At 26.9% G+C, this 19,862-nt stretch carries 16 protein-coding genes and 1 other annotated feature; of the genes, 6 read left to right on the top strand and 10 right to left on the bottom strand.

What is annotated here, in order from left to right; all coding sequences use genetic code 11:
* Positions 1 to 453: 453 nt before the first annotated feature.
* Both I2A75_RS02605 and I2A75_RS02600 read left to right on the top strand, forming a co-directional pair.
* Positions 454 to 729 (top strand): CD3324 family protein, encoded by a 276-nt coding sequence (locus I2A75_RS02605; RefSeq protein WP_195262913.1) that lies wholly within the window; start codon positions 454 to 456, stop codon positions 727 to 729.
* A 90-nt stretch (positions 730 to 819) separates the two neighbouring features.
* The gene (locus I2A75_RS02600) at positions 820 to 1,473 is read left to right on the top strand and encodes a FusB/FusC family EF-G-binding protein (RefSeq protein ID WP_195262912.1); all 654 of its coding nucleotides are present in this window, start codon (positions 820 to 822) and stop codon (positions 1,471 to 1,473) included.
* Positions 1,474 to 1,599: 126 nt separating this feature from the next.
* On the opposite strand, the gene I2A75_RS02595 is transcribed toward I2A75_RS02600, so the two are convergent.
* The 3 genes from I2A75_RS02595 to I2A75_RS02585 all read right to left on the bottom strand — a co-directional run bounded on the left by I2A75_RS02595 (position 1,600) and on the right by I2A75_RS02585 (position 6,416).
* A complete protein-coding gene (locus I2A75_RS02595; RefSeq protein ID WP_195262911.1) occupies positions 1,600 to 4,836 on the bottom strand; it encodes a sensor histidine kinase in 3,237 nt (1,078 codons plus the stop codon).
* Positions 4,837 to 5,054: 218 nt separating this feature from the next.
* The gene (locus tag I2A75_RS02590; protein ID WP_195262910.1) at positions 5,055 to 5,204 is read right to left on the bottom strand and encodes a hypothetical protein; all 150 of its coding nucleotides are present in this window, start codon (positions 5,202 to 5,204) and stop codon (positions 5,055 to 5,057) included.
* 27 nt (positions 5,205 to 5,231) lie between these two features.
* On the bottom strand, positions 5,232 to 6,416 hold the full coding sequence (locus I2A75_RS02585; RefSeq protein WP_195262909.1) for a M20 family metallopeptidase: 1,185 nt from the start codon (positions 6,414 to 6,416) through the stop codon (positions 5,232 to 5,234).
* A gap of 431 nt (positions 6,417 to 6,847) precedes the next feature.
* Between I2A75_RS02585 and I2A75_RS02580 the strand changes: the two genes are divergently transcribed.
* The 4 genes from I2A75_RS02580 to I2A75_RS02565 all read left to right on the top strand — a co-directional run bounded on the left by I2A75_RS02580 (position 6,848) and on the right by I2A75_RS02565 (position 14,221).
* Entirely contained in the window at positions 6,848 to 10,003 is a 3,156-nt protein-coding gene (locus I2A75_RS02580; RefSeq protein WP_195262908.1) for a two-component regulator propeller domain-containing protein, read from the top strand.
* A 460-nt stretch (positions 10,004 to 10,463) separates the two neighbouring features.
* Complete coding sequence (locus tag I2A75_RS02575; protein ID WP_195262907.1) at positions 10,464 to 12,122, top strand: sensor histidine kinase; 1,659 nt, start codon at positions 10,464 to 10,466, stop codon at positions 12,120 to 12,122.
* A 13-nt stretch (positions 12,123 to 12,135) separates the two neighbouring features.
* Positions 12,136 to 12,858 (top strand): LytTR family DNA-binding domain-containing protein, encoded by a 723-nt coding sequence (locus I2A75_RS02570; protein WP_195262906.1) that lies wholly within the window; start codon positions 12,136 to 12,138, stop codon positions 12,856 to 12,858.
* Between the two features lie 145 nt (positions 12,859 to 13,003).
* Complete coding sequence (locus tag I2A75_RS02565) at positions 13,004 to 14,221, top strand: OFA family MFS transporter (RefSeq protein WP_195262905.1); 1,218 nt, start codon at positions 13,004 to 13,006, stop codon at positions 14,219 to 14,221.
* Between the two features lie 356 nt (positions 14,222 to 14,577).
* Here the strand turns inward: I2A75_RS02565 and I2A75_RS02560 are convergent, their stop codons facing one another.
* The 7 genes from I2A75_RS02560 to mutT all read right to left on the bottom strand — a co-directional run bounded on the left by I2A75_RS02560 (position 14,578) and on the right by mutT (position 19,835).
* On the bottom strand, positions 14,578 to 15,486 hold the full coding sequence (locus tag I2A75_RS02560) for a cysteine synthase family protein (RefSeq protein WP_195262904.1): 909 nt from the start codon (positions 15,484 to 15,486) through the stop codon (positions 14,578 to 14,580).
* Complete coding sequence (locus tag I2A75_RS02555) at positions 15,470 to 15,922, bottom strand: S-ribosylhomocysteine lyase (protein WP_195262903.1); 453 nt, start codon at positions 15,920 to 15,922, stop codon at positions 15,470 to 15,472. The genes I2A75_RS02560 and I2A75_RS02555 overlap by 17 nt, the downstream gene beginning before the upstream one ends.
* A complete protein-coding gene (locus I2A75_RS02550) occupies positions 15,915 to 17,066 on the bottom strand; it encodes a PLP-dependent aspartate aminotransferase family protein (RefSeq protein WP_195262902.1) in 1,152 nt (383 codons plus the stop codon). Before I2A75_RS02550 ends, I2A75_RS02555 begins: the two co-directional genes overlap by 8 nt.
* Positions 17,067 to 17,083: 17 nt before the next feature.
* Positions 17,084 to 17,710: a class I SAM-dependent methyltransferase gene (locus tag I2A75_RS02545; protein WP_195262901.1), complete on the bottom strand. Its 627-nt coding sequence runs from the start codon at positions 17,708 to 17,710 to the stop codon at positions 17,084 to 17,086.
* A gap of 145 nt (positions 17,711 to 17,855) precedes the next feature.
* Positions 17,856 to 18,128 (bottom strand) — a binding site (T-box leader).
* A 242-nt stretch (positions 18,129 to 18,370) separates the two neighbouring features.
* The gene (locus tag I2A75_RS02540; protein ID WP_195262900.1) at positions 18,371 to 18,910 is read right to left on the bottom strand and encodes a hypothetical protein; all 540 of its coding nucleotides are present in this window, start codon (positions 18,908 to 18,910) and stop codon (positions 18,371 to 18,373) included.
* Between the two features lie 213 nt (positions 18,911 to 19,123).
* Positions 19,124 to 19,261 (bottom strand): hypothetical protein, encoded by a 138-nt coding sequence (locus I2A75_RS02535; RefSeq protein WP_195262899.1) that lies wholly within the window; start codon positions 19,259 to 19,261, stop codon positions 19,124 to 19,126.
* Positions 19,262 to 19,442: 181 nt separating this feature from the next.
* The gene (mutT, locus tag I2A75_RS02530) at positions 19,443 to 19,835 is read right to left on the bottom strand and encodes an 8-oxo-dGTP diphosphatase MutT (protein WP_195262898.1); all 393 of its coding nucleotides are present in this window, start codon (positions 19,833 to 19,835) and stop codon (positions 19,443 to 19,445) included.
* Positions 19,836 to 19,862: the final 27 nt, after the last annotated feature.

Below are 19,862 nucleotides of genomic sequence, written 5' to 3'. Positions count from 1 at the left end.
AAATTAACTAAATGTTAATAGAAATATCATACTTTTTTCAACTTTTTTCTACAAAATTTGATTCCATTGATTCTTTACAATATTTCATTATATATATAACTTCTATTTTATAATTAATTAGTAGTTTATTAATAATTTATAGATTAAAATATCTATCTTGGATATGTAAATATATTTCCATACTCCTATTAATTAGTAACTATTACATTTGTGTTATATGCTATAATATTCTTGAACTTTTTAGATATTGGAGGTGTTTTTTTATGAAGGTTAATTATACATTCAGCCTTAAATCAGTTTGCTCTTTGCAAGGATTACTAAAGTCAGCTATGCTTTGTTTGGAGCCTAAACTGTTTAATTAGCTGAAAGTTTTATACTTTTTAGGTTCTGTAACACATAGCATTTTGTATTCTTTGCCTTAATTATTTAATAAAAAATTAAGGAGTAAGAAAAATGAAATATGCAAAAGCAAATGATGTGTTACCAGATGAAATAATTAAAATAATCCAAAAATATGTAGATGGGAAATATATTTACATCCCTAAAGTAAGTGCTACTCATAAATCCTGGGGTGAAGAAAGTGGCATAAAAGCTTCACTACAAATTAGAAATGCTGAGATTTATGAAAAGTATCTTAATGGTTGTAGTATAAATAAATTATGTGAAGAATACTTTTTATCAGAAAAAAGTATAAGAAGAATAATTTATCAGCAAAAAAATTGCTCATAATTATTGCAGAATCATTTTATAGCTTGAATATGTCTTATATCCACTATATCCTTATTTGTATAAAATAAGTTCAATAAGCGGAGGTAAATAATGAAACCTTTTATTAAAAATCATGAGTTTAATTATATAAAGAGGTGCATGAAAGATTTAAATAATTCTTTTTCATTATGTGTAGATAAAGATATTATTCAAGCTAACAAATTATATATAAATCAAAAAATCTTAGATAAGTTTTCAAATTTATCTAAGGAAGAAAGTGATTTACTTGATATTACAAAAATAACTGAACAATATCATATTGATTTTTATTTAGAAAAGTTATTGAATTACGTATACGAAAGACCTAGTATAACAAATGCACAAATAAATAGGTTATTTAAAAAAGAAAAAAAATTTAAGCTACCTGATGAAGATACTATTAATTTAAAAAGTACTTACTTAGGATGGATTGATAATCAAATAAGGAAATTATTTATTGCGTATAATTTAGATGGAAACCTTCTTGGAATGGCTTGTAGAATATCTAATCCTGAACCTAAAGGTTCACATAGATGTATTCTTTGTAATCACATTGGTAAGGAAAATGAAGTTGCCTTTGTTTCGCCAATATGCAAACCATCATCTAAAGATGCTTATAAATCTATAGGCTTTGATATATGTTTAAATAGTAAAGAGTGTAACGAAAGAATAGTTTCTATCAGTAAGCTCGAAGAACTTTTGAAAACCGTAAATAATATTAAATAACTTTTTTAACTAAAAAGTTAAAGGGGGTCGCGTAACGCGACCCCCTTTAAAATAAACATATAATTTAAAATCACTTTGATATATACTTAATTACAATTAATAAAATAAATGCTTATGAAATAATAACTAATCAGTTGGTAATATTATTGTAAACTTACTTCCCTTATTTAATTCACTTTCCAAAGCAACATGTCCCCCATGTAATTCTACAATATATTTTACTAATGTTAATCCTATTCCACTACTACTTACTTGAGTAGAATTAGAGTTCTTTCCTTGTTCGAACCTTTTAAATATAAATTCTTGATCCTCTTTAGATATTCCTATACCACTATCTTCCACAGAAATTATTACAACATCATTATCGTCTTCAATTAAAACTTTAATTTCTCCACCACTTTCTGTAAACTTAACTGCATTCCCAATAAGGTTAATAATACATCTTTCTATTTCCTTAGGATCACAGCATATAGGCATTTCTTCAATTTCAGGATCAATGATTAATTCGATCCCCTTATTATTAATATAATCACTCATATTTAATGCAGTTTCTTCAACTAAATAGACTATATCAACATTTTCTTGCTTATTTATCTTATAAGCACCTGTTTCTATTTTAGAACTATCAATAATGTCATTTATTATATTTAATAAATGATTGGAGCTTTTCTTTATAACATTCATATAGTTATCAAATTTCTCTTTAGCTACTCCTCCATTTTTGTCTAAAGAATTCAATAATTGAAGTACTGATAAAATTATATTTAAAGGTGTTCTTAATTCATGAGATAAATTAACAAAATAGTCATTCTTAAACTTTTCATTTCTAATATTTCTTTCATAAAGCCTTTTATTTTCTTCCATTTGTGAACTTATTTCTTTTGTTTGCTTATCTACTAAAGCTCTTAAAATTTGTACATAATAAGTAGAACATAAAATTATTAAAAATATAACTACTATATAAAGACAATATGCTAAATCCGATTTCCAAAACGGTTTTTTTATAACAAAGCTTATAGATGATTCTTCTGTTAGACTTCCATCACTTTTAGATGCCTTAACTCTAAATGTGTAATTACCTGGATTTAATGTTGAATAAGAAGCATACCCCTCCCTAGTACTGCGCACCCACTCTTCATTTATTCCATCCATTTTGTATAAATAAATTATTCCTTCTATTCTTGAATAATCTGGAAAGAAATACTGTATTGATATATTATTTTCGTTATATTTAAGCTCAATATTTTCTTTTTCCTCCAAATATAACTCTTTATTTACCCATAAATTATCTATAACTATTTTATTTTCTTTAGAAACTACTTCTTTTATATTATTGGGATGAAAGGAAACAACACCTTTTGTTGTTCCAAATAATAAATGCCCAATTTTTGTTTTATATACGGCTCTTTTATTAAATTGGATTCCACATAACCCATCAACTTCTGTAAAATTAATAAATCTATTTTCACTTATAATAAACTTACTTAATCCATAACTTGTCCCTAACCATACATCTTTATTATTATCTATAATAATGCTATTTATATAATTGCTACCTAAACCATCATCTTCACAATATCTAGTAAAACTCTCCTCTTTAATATTAAACTTATTTAAACCTACTTCAGTTCCTATCCAAAGATTTCCGTTACCATCTCCCTGAATACAATTTATAGAATCATAACTTAATGAATTACTTTCAGAAGATGATAAATAATTTTTTAGTACTCCTTTAGTTTTATGGAATTTTATTAAACCACCGTTTCTTCCTCCTGCTAACCAAAGAATATTTTCATCATTATCATCTTGATAAATATCAGATACTATATAATTTACTATGCCACTTTCGATAAAATGTTTTTTATAATTCACAACTTCATATTTCTCATTGTTACCTCTATAAAGTCCTTCATTAGTTGCAATCCAAATATATTTATCATCATTTAAAATTTTTAATTCTTGATTAAAAAAAGTAACTTTTTGAAATTCTTCTTCAGCATATTTATTTATTGTTCCAGTTGCTTTGTCAATTATATTTATTCCTTTTTCAGTGGATACTAATATTTTGCCGCTTTGTCCTTGAATAATACTTTTTATTGTATTACTACTTAATGAATTTTCATTATTTTCATCATAAAGAAATCTTGTCATAGTATTTTTATCTACATTAAAATAAATTATTCCACTTTGTTCAGTACCTATCCATAAATCATTTTCATTATCTTCTAAAAATGACGTTATACTATTCCCGCTTATATTGTATTTCTTAAATAAATTATTTATTTTATTACTAAACTGTTGTTCAATATTTAATATACTAACACCATTATCCGTACCTATCCATAGTACTCCATTTCTATCTTCATATAAACATCTTATTGAATTACTTAATAAATAATTTGACGAATTATTCCCTGACTGATATATTTTTGTTGCATTATCGCTTGGAGTATATTTTATTAACCCATTTAAACCACCAAACCATATATTCCCTTTGCTATCACATAATACCCTAGTTATATCTTGCTTTAATTTTTCTCCAATATCAATGCTGTAATTTGATAATTCATATCTACCAGCTGTTATCTGATATATACCATTTTTACTTACGCTCCACATATTCCCTTCATTATCTTTATCTATTTTATATGTGTGCACAGTATTATTATCATTTTTTCTATTTTTTATATCAAAATTATCTAAATCTATAGTTCCAACTCCATCTGTAGTAGACACCCATAAATATCCATAATTATCTTCTTCCATATCTGTTATATAATTATCGTTTATACTTCTATCTGTTCCATCTGAATAATACTTTACAAACTCTTTGTTTTCTTCGTCATACATATTAAGCCCATTTATTGTTCCAACCCACATAGTATCATTTATATCTCTATATATCGTTGTTATTGTATAATCAGATAATATATCATTGTCTCCCTCATTTTTTGCTATTTTATAAACCTTATTTTCAGGTCTATTTATAATATTTAACCCATTATCAGTTCCAACCCATATATTCCCATACTTATCTTCATTTATACTTGTAATACAAGTTGAAGTAAGCCTACATTCATCATTACTGTCATAGTTATATTCTATTATTACATTCCCATTGTATTGATTTAAACCATCTTCAGTACCTATCCAGATATAACCTAACGAATCTTGGTAAATATCTGTTATAAGATTACTAGATAACCCATGCTTCATAGTTATATTATAAAAATTAATTTTATCTTCTTGAGCAATAGAATTGTTATAAAAATCTACATTATTGGCGAAAACTACACTTACATTGCTAAATAAAGTTAAAAATGCTGCTACGAATACTACTATATTTTTTCTATATTTTTTCATTTTCTTAATTAATTCCTAACTAAATATTAATATTTTTACAACTTATTTTAAACATTTTTTCCCACAATAGTCAATATACGATTAATACATTTACAAAAATATAATTTTCTCCATAAAGTACTTTCTTTATTTTCTTATAAATAAAAATATTTATTAATTTCTTTTATTTATAAAAATAAAAACAGAGTCTATTGACTCTGTTTTTATATACTCTTTTGCTATTTATTACTTTCCCTCTTCTTATTTCTTACTGGTACAAATTCTGAAGTTTTATCATTTGGATCAATATAAACATATTCCCCATTGCTATCCTTCTTCAGACCTAAAGATGCCATTTTCTTTTTACTATTTCTATACTTTGTACTCATTAGCTTCACCTCTTAATGATATTTATATTACTTATTATGTCTTAACCAATTAATTGCACAATATGTATGCATAGCTGCACCTGTAACCAATATATCTTCATTAAATACTACCTTTTCATTATGCATTGGTTCACCATATAAAGGATTTTCTTGCTTTGTACCTGCTCCTAACATAAGATAAACACTTGGAACCTCATATGAATAAGATGCAAAATCTTCTGATCCCATTCCTCCACCTTCAAATAAATGAACTGACTTTTCACCCAATAAATCTTTTATATAAGAAGTAACTTCTTTAGCTAAATCAGTATTATTAGCTAATGGTGGTACTGATGACAATTCTATAAGCTCTGCTTCTCCTCTAAACATCTTAGCAGTAGAAACTACTATATCATTCATTCGATTAAATATAAATTCTCCTACTTCCTTATCTAAACTTCTTATAGTTCCTTCCATAATAACTTCACCAGGTATTATATTAGGAGCATCTCCACCTGAGAATTTTCCTATTGTCAAAACAGCAGGTTTAGTTGCTGTTATTTCTCTTGATATTATTTCTTGAAGTGATATGTATATGTGAGCTGCTATGTTGATTGGATCCACGCCTAGTTCTGGCATAGCTCCATGACAACCTGTTCCTTTTACAACTATTCTAAATCTATTACATCCTGCTATACTAGTTCCTAACCCACATAATACAAAATTGGAAGGTGTTCCGGAATGAACATGCATTGCCATAGCTGCATCAACCTTAGGATTTTCAAGAACACCTGCCGCTAACATTTTCTTAGCACCAGTAAAGCCCTCTTCATCTGGTTGAAACACCAATTTAACTGTTCCCTCAATTTGATTTTGATTTTCTTTAAGTAGTCTTGCAGCTCCTAAAAGCATTGCTGTATGCATATCATGTCCGCATGAATGCATACAACCATTAGTTGACTTAAAATCACATTCAGTAGTTTCTTTCATTGGTAGTGCATCCATATCAGCTCTTAATAAAAATGTTTTTCCTGGCTTATTTCCTTCAATTGTAGCAACTATTCCACTTTCACATATTTCCTTTGGTTCATACCCAAACTCTCTTAACTTATCCATTACATAAGCTTTTGTTTTAGGTAATTCAGGTCCAACTTCAGGATTACTATGAATAGTTCTTCTATAACTTATAATATCATTTTTTATTGATTTGGCTTTTTCTATAAATTCATTCATATCTACACCTCATTTTCTAATACTCATATTTATTCTTCCACTTATTTTTATAAATTAATTATTCATTTGTCAACTTATAGTTTTATTTAAAGAAAATGTCCACAGTACGTATTATAACTTTTTTATATTCATAATAAAGAAATTAAGGCTTTCTGCATATTTAAATAGTAAATTGAATTCTTTCAGTTGTTAAACTTCTTGACAAAGCTAGTATTTTCAAGGGATTATACAAGGGGCTAACGTTTCGTTAGTCCCTTGTAAATACTGCATATAAGATAGAAAATTGTACTGAAATAACAACATCAATTTCTTTTTTTATATTGTAATTAAATTAAATTCTTTAAAATTTTGTAAATATCTATATAAATTTATATTCTTATTCTGCTTAGTATGATAAACTAACCAATATAAAATTTTTAAGGAATGGTTAAATGATTAAACATAAACAAAAGATAATAATTTTTATAGTAATATTTTTAGTATCTATAAATATTCCAATATTAACTTATTCATCTGAATTCATGTTTTATAATATGACTGCATCAAATGGATTATCACAAACTTCAGTGAGTACTATATATCAAGATAGTTCAGGCTATATCTGGATTGGTACTAAGAATGGTTTAAACAAATATAATGGATTTGACTTAGAAATTTATAATAAAGGTTTTAGTGAAAAACGTAATATTGTTGATGGATATATTACATGTTTGAATGAGGACTTAAGTAAAAATTTATGGGTAGGAACAAATGATGGTTTAAGTAAGATTAATTTAGACACTAATAAAATAACCAATTATACTATAAATACCAGTTCATTGTTATCAAGTAAAATTAGAGATATTAAAATTAATAATAATGGTGATATTATAATTGCCACTTCTAATGGATTATATAGATATGATAAATTTGCAGATGATTTTATCTCTTTGATTCATGAAGATTTTAAGCCTTCATCTTCCAATATATTATCTATAGAAATTTATAATAACACTGAAATTTATATCATATCACCAAACTGCCTTTTTAAATATGATATGACAAATGATAAATATACAATTATTGATAATGAACTAATAGATACTATAGCAAAGAATAATACTTTTACAACTTTCTCTCTACATAAGGATAGCATCTACTTAGGAACTCTATCTGATGGTTTATATGTATACAATATTAAAACTGGACAAGTAGATAAAGACTATAAATTATATACTGATGGAAATAGTGGTCCTTCTAATACTGTTAATAGTATTCACATTGATGAAACTGGAATTTATATTGGCACAAAGAAAGGTCTATACATAGATGAAAGAGACGGATTACAAAAACAATTTACACATAGCTTCTATGATAGATACTCATTGATTGATGATAATGTTTCTTATATTATGAAGGATTCTAGTGGTCTTTTATGGATAGGTACATTTTCTGGGATAAGTACAGTTGATTGTAATTTAGGGATAACTTATTATAACGATTTTTTCGTTAATCCAAGTATAAATAATAATAACATTGTAATTGGTACATATGAAGATATTGATAAAAAATTATGGCTTGGAGTCTACAACAATGGTATTAGTATATGGGATAGAAAAAATAATACTGTTACTCAGCTAAATACTCAAACCATTAATAAATTAAATTCTGATACTATTTGGGATATAAAAGGTACGGAAAAATATATTTTCGCTACATCGTCAGTTGGATTAAATATTATAAATAGAGAGACTTTAGAAGTTAAACATATATTGGACAATATATATTGTCATACATTATATGTAGATGGGGATTATCTATGGGTAGGAACTTTAGATGGCTTTAATATTATTGATTTAAATGATTTTAGCATAAAAAATATGAACAAATTGTTTGCTAAAAATAATATATCTGTTAAATTAGGCGGAGCAATTTTTAAAGATTCTAAAGGCATTTATTGGCTTGGAAGTTCAACAAAAGATGGATTGATACGATTTGATCATAAAAATAACTCTTTAAAGCTCTTTAAATATAATGAATTTGAAAATAGTATTTCAGATAATTCCATATTATCAATAAACGAAGATAATAAAGGAAATCTATGGTTTGGTACTGAAAGTGGTCTAAATAAATATAATAGTGATACTGAAGAATTCATATTATACTCTATTGAAGATGGTCTATCTAATAATACTATTTACAGTGTAAAGCCTTTTAATAATGACATATGGATAAGCACAAATTCTGGAATAAATTGTTTGCAGTTTGAAGATAATCAACTGATAAATATAAGAAAATATTTAAAAGGCGTAGAATTTTCTTCAAATTCATTTTTTGAAACTTCAAATGGAGAATTTATTTTAGGAGGCATTGATGGATTATATAAAATAAACCCTGCTGCTGTAGAACGTAGCTTATATGCACCAATGCTGCAATTTGATTCTTTTATACTAAATGGAACTAAAGTAAATGATTTTAATAATACCTCCATAAAATATAAAGATAATTTTATTTCTATAAAATTATTTACTACTGCTTATAGTAGTATACAAAGTATAAACTTTTATTATCGAATAAATAACGACAAATGGATCTTGATGGATAGTAATGAAGTTACATTTTCAAATTTAGCAGATAATAAATATACTATAGATTTCATAGCTAAAAACTCTAATGGAAATAACAGTGAAATGAAAAGTATATCTTTTAATGTAGATCCTCCATTTTGGAGAAGTAAAATAGCTATATTTATTTATTTTTTATTATTTTGTATAATTGCTATTTACTTATATTTAAAAATAGCCTATATGAGCAATGCTATTATATTAAGAAATAAACAATTAGCAAAAGAAATGTTAGAAAAAAATCAACTTCTTACTAAAAATATTGAACTAGAAAAGCGTAAGAATAATTACTTAATTAATATGTCTCATGAACTTAGAACTCCATTAAATGTTATAGGCGCAACTCAACAATTAATAACTCGACTTAATAACAATGGATCTATTTCATCCGAGGATCTATCAAAGTATATGGAAATAAGTGATAACAACCAAAAAAGACTTTTAAAAATAATTAATGATTTAATAGATTCCACAAGAATGAGTGAGGGTGTTTATAAATTATTTATTGAAGAAAAAGATATTATCTATGTGATTGAAGAAGCTGCTCTATCATTAAATAGTCTAGCTGAAGAAAAAGATATTAATCTTATTATTGATACAACTATTGAAGAATGCATTATGAAATTTGATGAAACGGCAATTGAAAGATGTATTGCTAGTATTGTTAGTAATGCTATAAAATTCACTAATCCAGGTGGAGAAATATTAATTAATATAATAGATTTATATAGTATATTAAAAATAGAAATAAGCGATACTGGAAGTGGAATAGATTCTGAAAATATAGATAATATTTTTGATATATTTAGCCAAAATGTAAATTCACAAAGAGAAGTTTCAATGGGTAGCGGCTTAGAACTTACTATTATAAAAGGCTTAATTGATCTTCATAATGGAAATATTTTTGTTAAAAGTGAATTAGGTAAAGGTACAACTTTTACAATAATATTACCTAAGACTATTCGAGAAACTGATGAAGTGTAAAAAATAATAAATAGTATAGTAGAAATCAAAATTTTGAAACGCCTATGTGCAATATGATGCATAGGCGTTTCTCTTATTTATGATGCAATTTTATTATCTAAATTAATTTAAATTTCATTATTTTTAGCCTTTAAATCCCTTCCTAACACAACTTTTATCCATTTGAAAGTAACAATATATTGTATTATTTTAATGTCTACTGCATTTTAAATTAAGTGATTTATATTTGTAACAAAAGTTTAAGAAATGGATTTACTATTACTTGCTAGATTATTTTGAGTATATGATATATGGTTAAGCCTATACTATTGATATGTATTCATAAATCCTTTATTACATTTATTAAATGATTTGGTATTTAATACAATATAATAGTCATTTAGCATAAATTATTGGACACATTAAGATGAGTTAACTAAAATAATATATAAATACTTTCTTAGAAAGGAGAAGGATTAACTTGGATTACATAATTAATATATTAATTCAATTTATGGACAGAGCTGTATTACTTCTTGCATGTTTATTTACTATAACTAGGCTACAAAGTTTTAGAAATATATTTCAAAGAGATACCTATAGAAAAAAGGATTACTTAATTGCATGTACAGTCTTTTCTGTGTTTGCAATACTATCAACATATACAGGTCTTAATGTAGAAGGTTCTTTAGTAAATGTTAGAACTATTACTATAGTATCTGGAGGGATAATCTTTGGTCCGGTTGTTGGTATAGTAACAGGATTAATATCAGGAGTACATAGATATCTAATAGATATAGGGGGAATAACTTCTATTCCATGCCTCATAAGCAGTATATGTGCTGGAATAATCTCTGGGTATATTAATAGAAAGGTAAAAAGAAACTATAGATGGATAGCAGGAATAATAGCAGGAATGTTTTCTGAGACTATTACAATGATACTTATACTTCTATTAAGTAAGCCTCATTCCTTAGGTTACGACATCGTATCTAAAATTGCTGTTCCAATGATTATTGGGCAAATCTGCGTAGGATTTATTGTATTATTAGTTCAAAGTATAGAAAATGATAAAGAAAAGATTTCTGCTAAACAAGCAAAATTAGCGCTAGATATAGCAAACAAAACTCTTCCTTATTTCAGGAAAATTAATAGTGAATCTTTAAATAAAATATGTACTATTATAAAAGAAGATATTCAAGCTGATGCAGTTTCAATAACTGACACGAAAAATATATTAGCTTATAGTGGTATTGGTAAAGAATATTATAATATTGGTCATGAAATTATAAATTCTGAAACAAAAGAAGCTATTAGTAGTGGTAAAATAGTCATAAAAAATACCGGTTTTAAAGAAAAAACATCACTTTTAAAATCAGCCATTATTATACCACTTAAGGAAAAAAATGAAGTTACTGGTGCATTAAAAATATACTATAGAGCTTCTAACAACATAACTTATACTATAGAAACTCTTGCTGTAGGACTTTCACAAATCATTTCGACTCTTATGGAAGTATCAAAAGTTGAAGAAATGAAGGAAATGGCTAATAAAGCAGAACTTAAAGCCCTTCAAACACAAATTAATCCTCATTTTTTATTTAATGCACTAAACGCTATAGCTTCTTCTATAAGGATAAATCCTAATAATGCAAGAGAACTTATAATAAATTTATCTAGTTACTTAAGATTTAATTTAGAATTAAACAGTGAATTTATAGATGTAAAAAAAGAGCTTAAGCAAGTAAAAGATTATATTGAAATAGAAAAGGCTAGATTTGGAGATAAACTAAATGTCATCTATGATATAGATGATGTTGATATTAAGATACCAAGTCTTACAATACAACCTTTAGTTGAAAATGCTATAGTTCATGGAATTTTAAAGGATAATCATAATGGAACAGTTAAAATAAGTTTAAAGGATGAAGGTGAAAAAGTTAAGATTTCTATAATAGATAGTGGTGTAGGGATAAGTGAAGAAATGATAAGTAATATTTATACTGATAATGTTCCTGAAAAGAAAATAGGTCTTTATAATGTTCATTCAAGAATTAAGCTTATTTATGGAGAAGGTCTTAACATAAAAAGACTAGATAAAGGAACTATGGTAGAATTTTATATAAAGAAAAAAATATAAGAGGGTGAGATATATGAAAGCAATAATAGTTGATGATGAATTCTTAGCAAGAGACGAACTTAAATATTTTATTCAAAATTACAGTAAAATAGATATAGTATCAGAGTTTTCAGATGGGATAGAAGTTCTTAAATTTATTCAAAATAATGAAATTGATGTTATATTTTTAGATATAAATATTCCTTCACTAGATGGTGTTTTACTTGCTCAAAGTATAAGTAAATTTACAAAAAAACCTTATATAGTTTTTATAACAGCATATAAGGAACATGCTGTTGAAGCCTTTGAAGTTGAAGCTTTTGATTATATATTAAAGCCTTACTCCGAATCTAGAATTGTATCAATGCTAAAAAAATTAGAAAGTGTTGATAATAACACTAAAAATAATTCTCATAAAAATATCATATCAAATAAGATAAATTTATGGAAAAATGAAAAAATAATAGTTGTAGATATTAATGATATATATTATTGTGTAGCAAGAGAAAGAATAACTTATGTTTTTACGAAAAATGAGGAATATTCAGTTAACCTATCCATATCTGATTTTTACGAAAAGCTTCCTAAAAATATATTCTTTAGATGCCATAGATCATATATAGTAAATATTAATAAAATAAGAGAAATAATACCTTGGTTTAATAGTACCTATAACTTGAAACTTCAAGATATCGATTATGAAGTTCCTGTTAGCAGAAGTAATGTAAAAGAATTCAAGCAACTCATGAACATATAAATGCATTCTATTCAATTTTTTTTGTATTTCATTCATAAAATAATAATTTTATTTTTTACGGATTTATAATGAAAACATAAACAGTGTTTGATTATAAAACTTAGTAAATGTTATATATGTAAAAATAAAATTAGAGGTGAATGAAATGAAAAAAGTATCAGAAAATCGTTGGTTAATAGTTTTAGGTTCAGTAATTACCCAACTTGGATTAGGGACAATTTATACTTGGAGTTTATTTAACCAACCCCTAGTAAATAAATTTGGATTTCAATTAAATAAGGTTGCAATTACCTTTTCTATAACTAGTTTTGCTTTAGCAGTATCTACACTAGCTGCTGGTAAACTTCAAGACAAGCTAGGAATTAGAAAACTTACTTCAATTGCAGGTATAATACTAGGTATAGGATTGATATTAACATCATTTGATTCCTCATTACCTATGCTTTATATTACAGCTGGTGTGATAGTTGGGGCTGCAGACGGTATAGCATATATTACAACACTTTCAAATTGTATTAAATGGTTCCCTGATAAAAAAGGACTTATTTCTGGTATTTCAGTAGGAGCTTATGGAACAGGTAGTTTAGTTTTTAAATATATAAATGGAGGCTTAATTAATAATGTAGGAGTTTCAAAAGCATTTTTATATTGGGGAGTTATAGCTATGGCTTTAATCTTTATAGGTGCTCAACTTTTAAAGGATGCTCCATTAGTAATCAGTAATTCTACAGATAGTAAGAATACAAAGGAGTTTACAGTAAAAGAAATGCTTAAAACAAAAGAAGCTTATGCTTTATTTGTAATATTCTTCTCAGCATGTATGAGTGGTCTTTATTTAATAGGTATAGTTAAAGATATTGGTGTTGAACTAGTTGGACTTACCCCTGAAGTAGCAGCAAATGCAGTTGCCATGGTAGCAATATTTAATACAGCTGGAAGAATTATATTAGGTGCTTTATCAGATAAGCTTGGTAGATTAAAAGTAGTAATTTTATCACTTTCAATTACAACTGTTGCAGTATTTGTACTAAGCTTTGCACATTTAAACTTCGCAATCTTCTTTGCCTGTGTTGCATCAATTGCATTTTGTTTTGGAGGAAATATAACAGTATTCCCTGCTATAGTAGGAGATTTCTTTGGTGTTAATAATCAAACTAAAAACTACGGAATTATATATCAAGGATTTGGTTTAGGAGCAATTTCAGGTTCATTTATAGCATCATTAACAGGAGGCTTTAAATCTACATTCATAGTTATTGGAGCTTTATGCTTAATATCAATAGTTTTAGCTTCTACAATACAATCTGTAAAATCAAATCAAAAAGTTAAACATAATGCTAAACTTGTAGAAAAAATTGCATAATCTCCTTTCATATTTTATATATGAATTAAAATAAAAGGGCTGTCACATAATTAAATTGCTTTCTGTGGCAGCTCCTTTTTTTTCGTAAATTTACAATTACTTTTTTATTATTGCTGTAACCACTTCTATTGCTTTCATATTTTCTATTTACTTTTCTAAATAGTTTTGTAGTTACTAAATTTTTTAATAAGGTAACTACATTTCTCTATAGTAAACTAATTTATATAAGCAAGTCACTACATCTATAATCAAAGAATAATATTTAATAAATAAAAAAAATAGGGAATAGCTAAAAGCTATTCCCTACTTTATACAGACACCCACGGATTTTTTCATAACTTTTCTTTAATTATTTATTAGTAGATATTCTTACTAAAGTACCTATCTCCTCTATCTGGAAAAATGGTAACTATATTCCCTTTATCTATTTTATCCGATAATTTTAATGTAGCAGATAGTGCTGCTCCAGAAGAACTTCCTACAATCAGTCCTTCCTTTAATGCTATTAATTTTACCATATCATATGCATCTTTATCAGAAACCTTTATAACATCATCTACTAATTTCATATCCATGGTACTAGGAATAAAGTTATTTCCTATACCTTCAATATCATAACAACCTTCAATACCCCCACCCATAGTCGAGCCTTCTGGATCTGCTAAAATGGTTTTTATATCTTTATTTTTTTCTTTTAGATATTTAGCTACTCCAGTAAATGTTCCTCCACTTCCTGCTCCACACACTAAGTAATCTATTTTCCCTTCCATAGCTTCATATATTTCTGGAGCAGTTGTTTCATAGTGAGCAAGAGGATTTGCTTGATTTTCAAATTGTCTTAAGCTTATTGAATTTTCTATAGTATTTAGTAATTCTTCTGCCCTTTTTACAGCTCCAAGCATTCCTTCTTCTCTTGGTGTATTTATAATTTTCGCTCCTAAAGCTCTCATTAATGTTTGTTTTTCTATTGAAAACTTTGTTGGAACCACAAATATTATATTATAGCCTTTATTTATTGCAGCAATAGCTATTCCAAGACCAGTATTTCCTGCAGTTGCTTCTATTATTGTATATCCTTTTTTTAATATTCCTTCTCTTTCTGCTGCTTCTATCATGTAAATTCCTATTCTGTCTTTTACACTTCCTCCAGGATTATTTCCTTCAAGCTTTGCAAATATATTCACACCTTCTTTAATATTTAAATTATTAAGTTTAATTATTGGGGTGTTACCTATTAACTCTTGAATATTATTTAAATATTTCACTGCTAAAGCCTTCCTTTATTGCTTTATTAGCATATTCATGTGCAAGCTCTATAGAATGATCTCTGTAATTACCACATTGAAGTTCGTTAGCAGCTGGAACTTCTTTTGCTTCTAACACTTTTTTCAAACCATATTCTAATGCTTCTATTACCTCATTTACTTCAACATCTCCCCAAGCTGTCAAATAAAATCCTGTTCTGCATCCCATTGGTGAAATGTCTATTATAGTCTCTATTTTTTCTCTCATAAATCCTGCTAGTAAATGTTCTAAGCTATGAATTGCAGCAGTTGGCATTACTTCTTTATTAGGTTGTAAAAATCTCAAGTCAAATTTTGATATACTATCTCCATTAACTCCTTTTTGAACTCCGCATTTTCTAACGAAAGGTGCCTTCACCTTTGTGTGATCTAATGAAAAACTTTCTACTTTAACCATTTAACTCACTCTCCTTTAATGCATTTTCTATATCTTTTATTAAATCTTCAACATTTTCTATACCGATAGATATCCTTATTAAATTATCAACTATTCCAACCTTTTGTCTTATCTCATAAGGTATTGCAGCATGAGTCATTGAAGCTGGATGACAAATTAATGATTCAACACCACCTAAGCTTTCAGCAAAAGTTATTATCTTAAGACTTTCAAAAAACTTTTTATAGTCATAACCTTCTTTTAAAACAAATGATATCATTCCACCATAGCCCTTAGCTTGTTTCTTTTGAATTTCATGTCCTTGGTGTTCTTTAAGACCTGGATAATATACCTTTTCAATTTCTTCTCTACTTTTCAAAAATTCAGCAATTACTTTCGCATTTTCATTATGCCTATCCATTCTGACAGCTAATGTCTTTATGCCTTTTAATAACATAAAAGAATCAAAAGGTGATAAAATTCCACCTGTTGAGTTTTGAATAAAATGAAGTCTTTTAGCTAAATCTTTACTGTTAACAACAACTACTCCAGAAACTGTGTCACTATGTCCACCAAGATACTTAGTAGCACTATGAATTACTATGTCAGCCCCAAGTTTAATTGGCTTTTGAAGATAAGGAGTCATAAATGTGTTATCAACTATAGTGTATATCCCGTTTTCTTTAGCTATATTTGAAATTGCTTCAATATTAGTTATATCCATTAAAGGATTTGTTGGACTTTCTATAAAAATAGCTATTACAGTTTCATCAATACTGTTTTTTACTTCTTCTAAATTAGAAGTATCAACTAATTGATATTTAATTCCAAAATGGTTAAAGACCTTGTCTAAAACTCTAAAGGTTCCTCCATATACATTGTTTGAAATAACTATCTTATCACCTGATTTAAAAAGGGAAAGAACAGCAGTAGTAGCTGCCATTCCAGAAGCAAACCCAAAACCTGCATAACCTTCTTCAAGATCTGAAACAAGTTTTTCTAAAGCCTCTCTTGTTGGATTCCCTGTTCTCGAATACTCATAACCTTTATTTACACCAAACTTTGGTTGTTTATAAGTTGAAGTCTGATATATTGGTATATTTACTGCTCCTGTTTTCTCTTCCCCATCTATTCCTCCATGAATTAACAATGATTCTATTTTCATCTCCTAATTACCCCCTATTATTTTCTAGTTGCTCTTGCTATAAAGATTCCTGTTTCAGTATATTCTCCCTTGCTTGAATAACCTTTGCAGCTTAAATCTGTATTTTCTATTTGTATATTATTAAAGCCTGCTTCTTCTAGCCAATTTTTTATTTGCTCATTTGAAAATCCAAGCCACTCATCAAACATTTCTTCTCTAGCCCATTCCCCATCATGCTCCATAACATCAGATATAATTACTATCCCATCTTTTTTTAATACTCTATGCATTTCTGATATAGCCTTTTTTGCATCCTTTATATGATGAAGTGCCATATTTATAAAAATAGCATCTACAGATTCATCAAAAAGTGTTAAATTATCAAGTGAAGATTTAATAAGATACAAGTTTTTATAATTTTTATCAGATGCATTAATCTTTAATTGCTTAAGCATATTGCTTGAATTATCTACAGAAAATACTATACTTGCTTCATTTGCTAATGCCAAAGAAACAAAGCCTGTCCCGCACCCTAAATCAGCTACAACTTTATCCTTTATATTAGTTATTGATAAAAGTTTATATTTTAGCCTTTCTTCAAAATAATCACTTCGTATAACATTCCAATTTTCAGCTATGGAATCAAAATATTGTACAGAATTCATAATACCCCTCCATTTTTAATTAATAATAATTTCAATTTTTCTATAAAATTTATTTAACTTACCTATTGTCATACTAGTTAAGTCAGATTTTTAAACAACACCTAACTAACTTGCTCCTAAATAAAAAAACTTCTGCCTCTAAAAACTTAGAGGCAGAAGTAAACTTCCGCGGTTCCACTCTAATTATCTAAGCTATCGCATTATTCATTTTAAATTGTGCGACTGCCATAAGACATCTTAATCTATTGGTACAAATATACCTCAACGCTTTAACGGGCGTTCCCGCTGAAGTCTACTATAATTTCGATTCAGAGCTCAGAGATGCACTTCAATTAATATCCACTTAAAACCTCTTACACCCAGGGAGGTTTCTCTCTGAAAGCTTTCATTAACTTACTCTTCTCGTCCTAGCCGATAATTCCTATCGGATTACTTTGTTTTATAATACTATTATATCACACAACTGTAAAATGTGTACCAAAAATAATATTTTTCTAAATTTTTTATTTTTATTATAGCCTTCATTTATACCATTCTGTAAGCACAAAAAACTCTTCAAAGCATACCAAAATAAAACTGGTAATGCTTCGAAGAGTAACAGTTCATATCTTTAAATAAATAAAACTACCTTGTATAATTTTTATTAATGCTATTTCATAATTATAAATAAACTTTTTCCTCTAACTTATTTAATATAATATTGCTCCTATACCTAATAATTTCAGATGATTTTTCAATATACCTCTCTGCAAACTTATTATAGTTATTTTCATTTTTGCTCCAAAAGCTTGACATTTGCCACCCTGGATATATTAATCCTCTATTGACATCATTAACTCCAAAACTAATTTCATTATTAATATAATAATCTAAAAAATTTAACTTACAAAATTCTAAAAATCCTCTTTCACTTTTTTCAAATCTATTAAAATAAAAACTATTACAATTTAATAATTCCTTAAATCCTTTATTATTACTATAATCTGATAAAAAATATAATCGTAATTCTAAAAGAAACTTATCAAAGTAATCTTTCCACCTGACACCTCTATATTGATTTATATTATTATTCTTATTGCTCTTATTAGGTAGTAGAGCCATATTCCCTATAGTTCTATAAAGCTTATGAAATTCAATTATTTTTTCCTTTAATTTTTCATCTTCTACTATAAAACTTTTATTTTCATTTCCTATTTCCAATGCCGTATAATTATTATTCCTAATATTACTTAGTTTCTTATTTAAATTTCTGCTAAATAAAGTATTAAATGAATTTATTATGTCTCCTCTATAATTTTTTCCTGTACCAATATCATTAAAATTTATATCTGGTAAAACATCCCCCCAAACAACACAATAAATAGCTCTTGCTAAAATTGTATCATCTGCATCAAATCCTTTATTTTTATTATATTATGTACATCCATATTTTTTATCTTCTCTTAATTCATTAAAGTTAAAATCTTTAATTTTTTCAATATCGCCTTCTAATTTTTCATCAATAAAAATCCTTATTAACTTAATACATTCCTTTTGATTTACTACATCCATTTTGGATTCGCCTTCTTCCATAAAATTCATATATCATTATTAATTATTGGTCATAAATCAAAATTTAATCATATGTTATAAACTTTATTTTCGAAAAATTATTCCCCCTAAAATATCTAATTAATAAATATTACTTAGGGGGAAAAATAAATATGCTATGTTTTCGTTATTAATATTAAATTTATTTATAGTAACTTCTTAATAATTCCTGAACTACGTCAATATCTGCAGGAACCCACTTATATAATGGTAATTCATTTATTGATACCCACTTTGCATCATTATGTGCATTTAAATTCAATGTACCGCCACATATTTCACAAATAAAACAATACATTGTTAAATGAAAAGTAGGATAATCATACTCTATTGTTGTAAGATGTTGTAAGTTGTTAATATCTAATTCTAGCTCTTCCTTAATTTCTCGTTTTAATGCTTCTTCTTGTGATTCTCCACTTTCTATCTTTCCACCAGGGAATTCCCACATATCTGCAAACTCTCCATAGCTCCTACGAGTTATAAATATCCTATCTTCCTTTTTTATTATTGCTGCAACAACTTCTATTACTTTCATATCTTGATTCCTTTTCTAAATAGTTTT

Origin of the sequence: Clostridium sp. 1001275B_160808_H3, assembly GCF_015550425.1 — a bacterium.
Lineage (GTDB): Bacteria > Bacillota > Clostridia > Clostridiales > Clostridiaceae > Clostridium.
This window is presented reverse-complemented; position numbering and strand designations above follow the sequence as displayed.

What these genes read in the sequence shown, in the direction of transcription:
- I2A75_RS02605 (WP_195262913.1), top strand. Translation starts at nt 454, where the DNA reads ATGAAATATGCAAAAGCAAATGATGTGTTACCAGATGAAATAATTAAA.
- I2A75_RS02600 (WP_195262912.1), top strand. Translation starts at nt 820, where the DNA reads ATGAAACCTTTTATTAAAAATCATGAGTTTAATTATATAAAGAGGTGC.
- I2A75_RS02595 (WP_195262911.1), bottom strand. Translation starts at nt 4,836, where the DNA reads ATGAAAAAATATAGAAAAAATATAGTAGTATTCGTAGCAGCATTTTTA.
- I2A75_RS02590 (WP_195262910.1), bottom strand. Translation starts at nt 5,204, where the DNA reads ATGAGTACAAAGTATAGAAATAGTAAAAAGAAAATGGCATCTTTAGGT.
- I2A75_RS02585 (WP_195262909.1), bottom strand. Translation starts at nt 6,416, where the DNA reads ATGAATGAATTTATAGAAAAAGCCAAATCAATAAAAAATGATATTATA.
- I2A75_RS02580 (WP_195262908.1), top strand. Translation starts at nt 6,848, where the DNA reads ATGATTAAACATAAACAAAAGATAATAATTTTTATAGTAATATTTTTA.
- I2A75_RS02570 (WP_195262906.1), top strand. Translation starts at nt 12,136, where the DNA reads ATGAAAGCAATAATAGTTGATGATGAATTCTTAGCAAGAGACGAACTT.
- I2A75_RS02565 (WP_195262905.1), top strand. Translation starts at nt 13,004, where the DNA reads ATGAAAAAAGTATCAGAAAATCGTTGGTTAATAGTTTTAGGTTCAGTA.
- I2A75_RS02555 (WP_195262903.1), bottom strand. Translation starts at nt 15,922, where the DNA reads ATGGTTAAAGTAGAAAGTTTTTCATTAGATCACACAAAGGTGAAGGCA.
- I2A75_RS02550 (WP_195262902.1), bottom strand. Translation starts at nt 17,066, where the DNA reads ATGAAAATAGAATCATTGTTAATTCATGGAGGAATAGATGGGGAAGAG.
- I2A75_RS02545 (WP_195262901.1), bottom strand. Translation starts at nt 17,710, where the DNA reads ATGAATTCTGTACAATATTTTGATTCCATAGCTGAAAATTGGAATGTT.
- I2A75_RS02535 (WP_195262899.1), bottom strand. Translation starts at nt 19,261, where the DNA reads ATGGATGTAGTAAATCAAAAGGAATGTATTAAGTTAATAAGGATTTTT.
- mutT (WP_195262898.1), bottom strand. Translation starts at nt 19,835, where the DNA reads ATGAAAGTAATAGAAGTTGTTGCAGCAATAATAAAAAAGGAAGATAGG.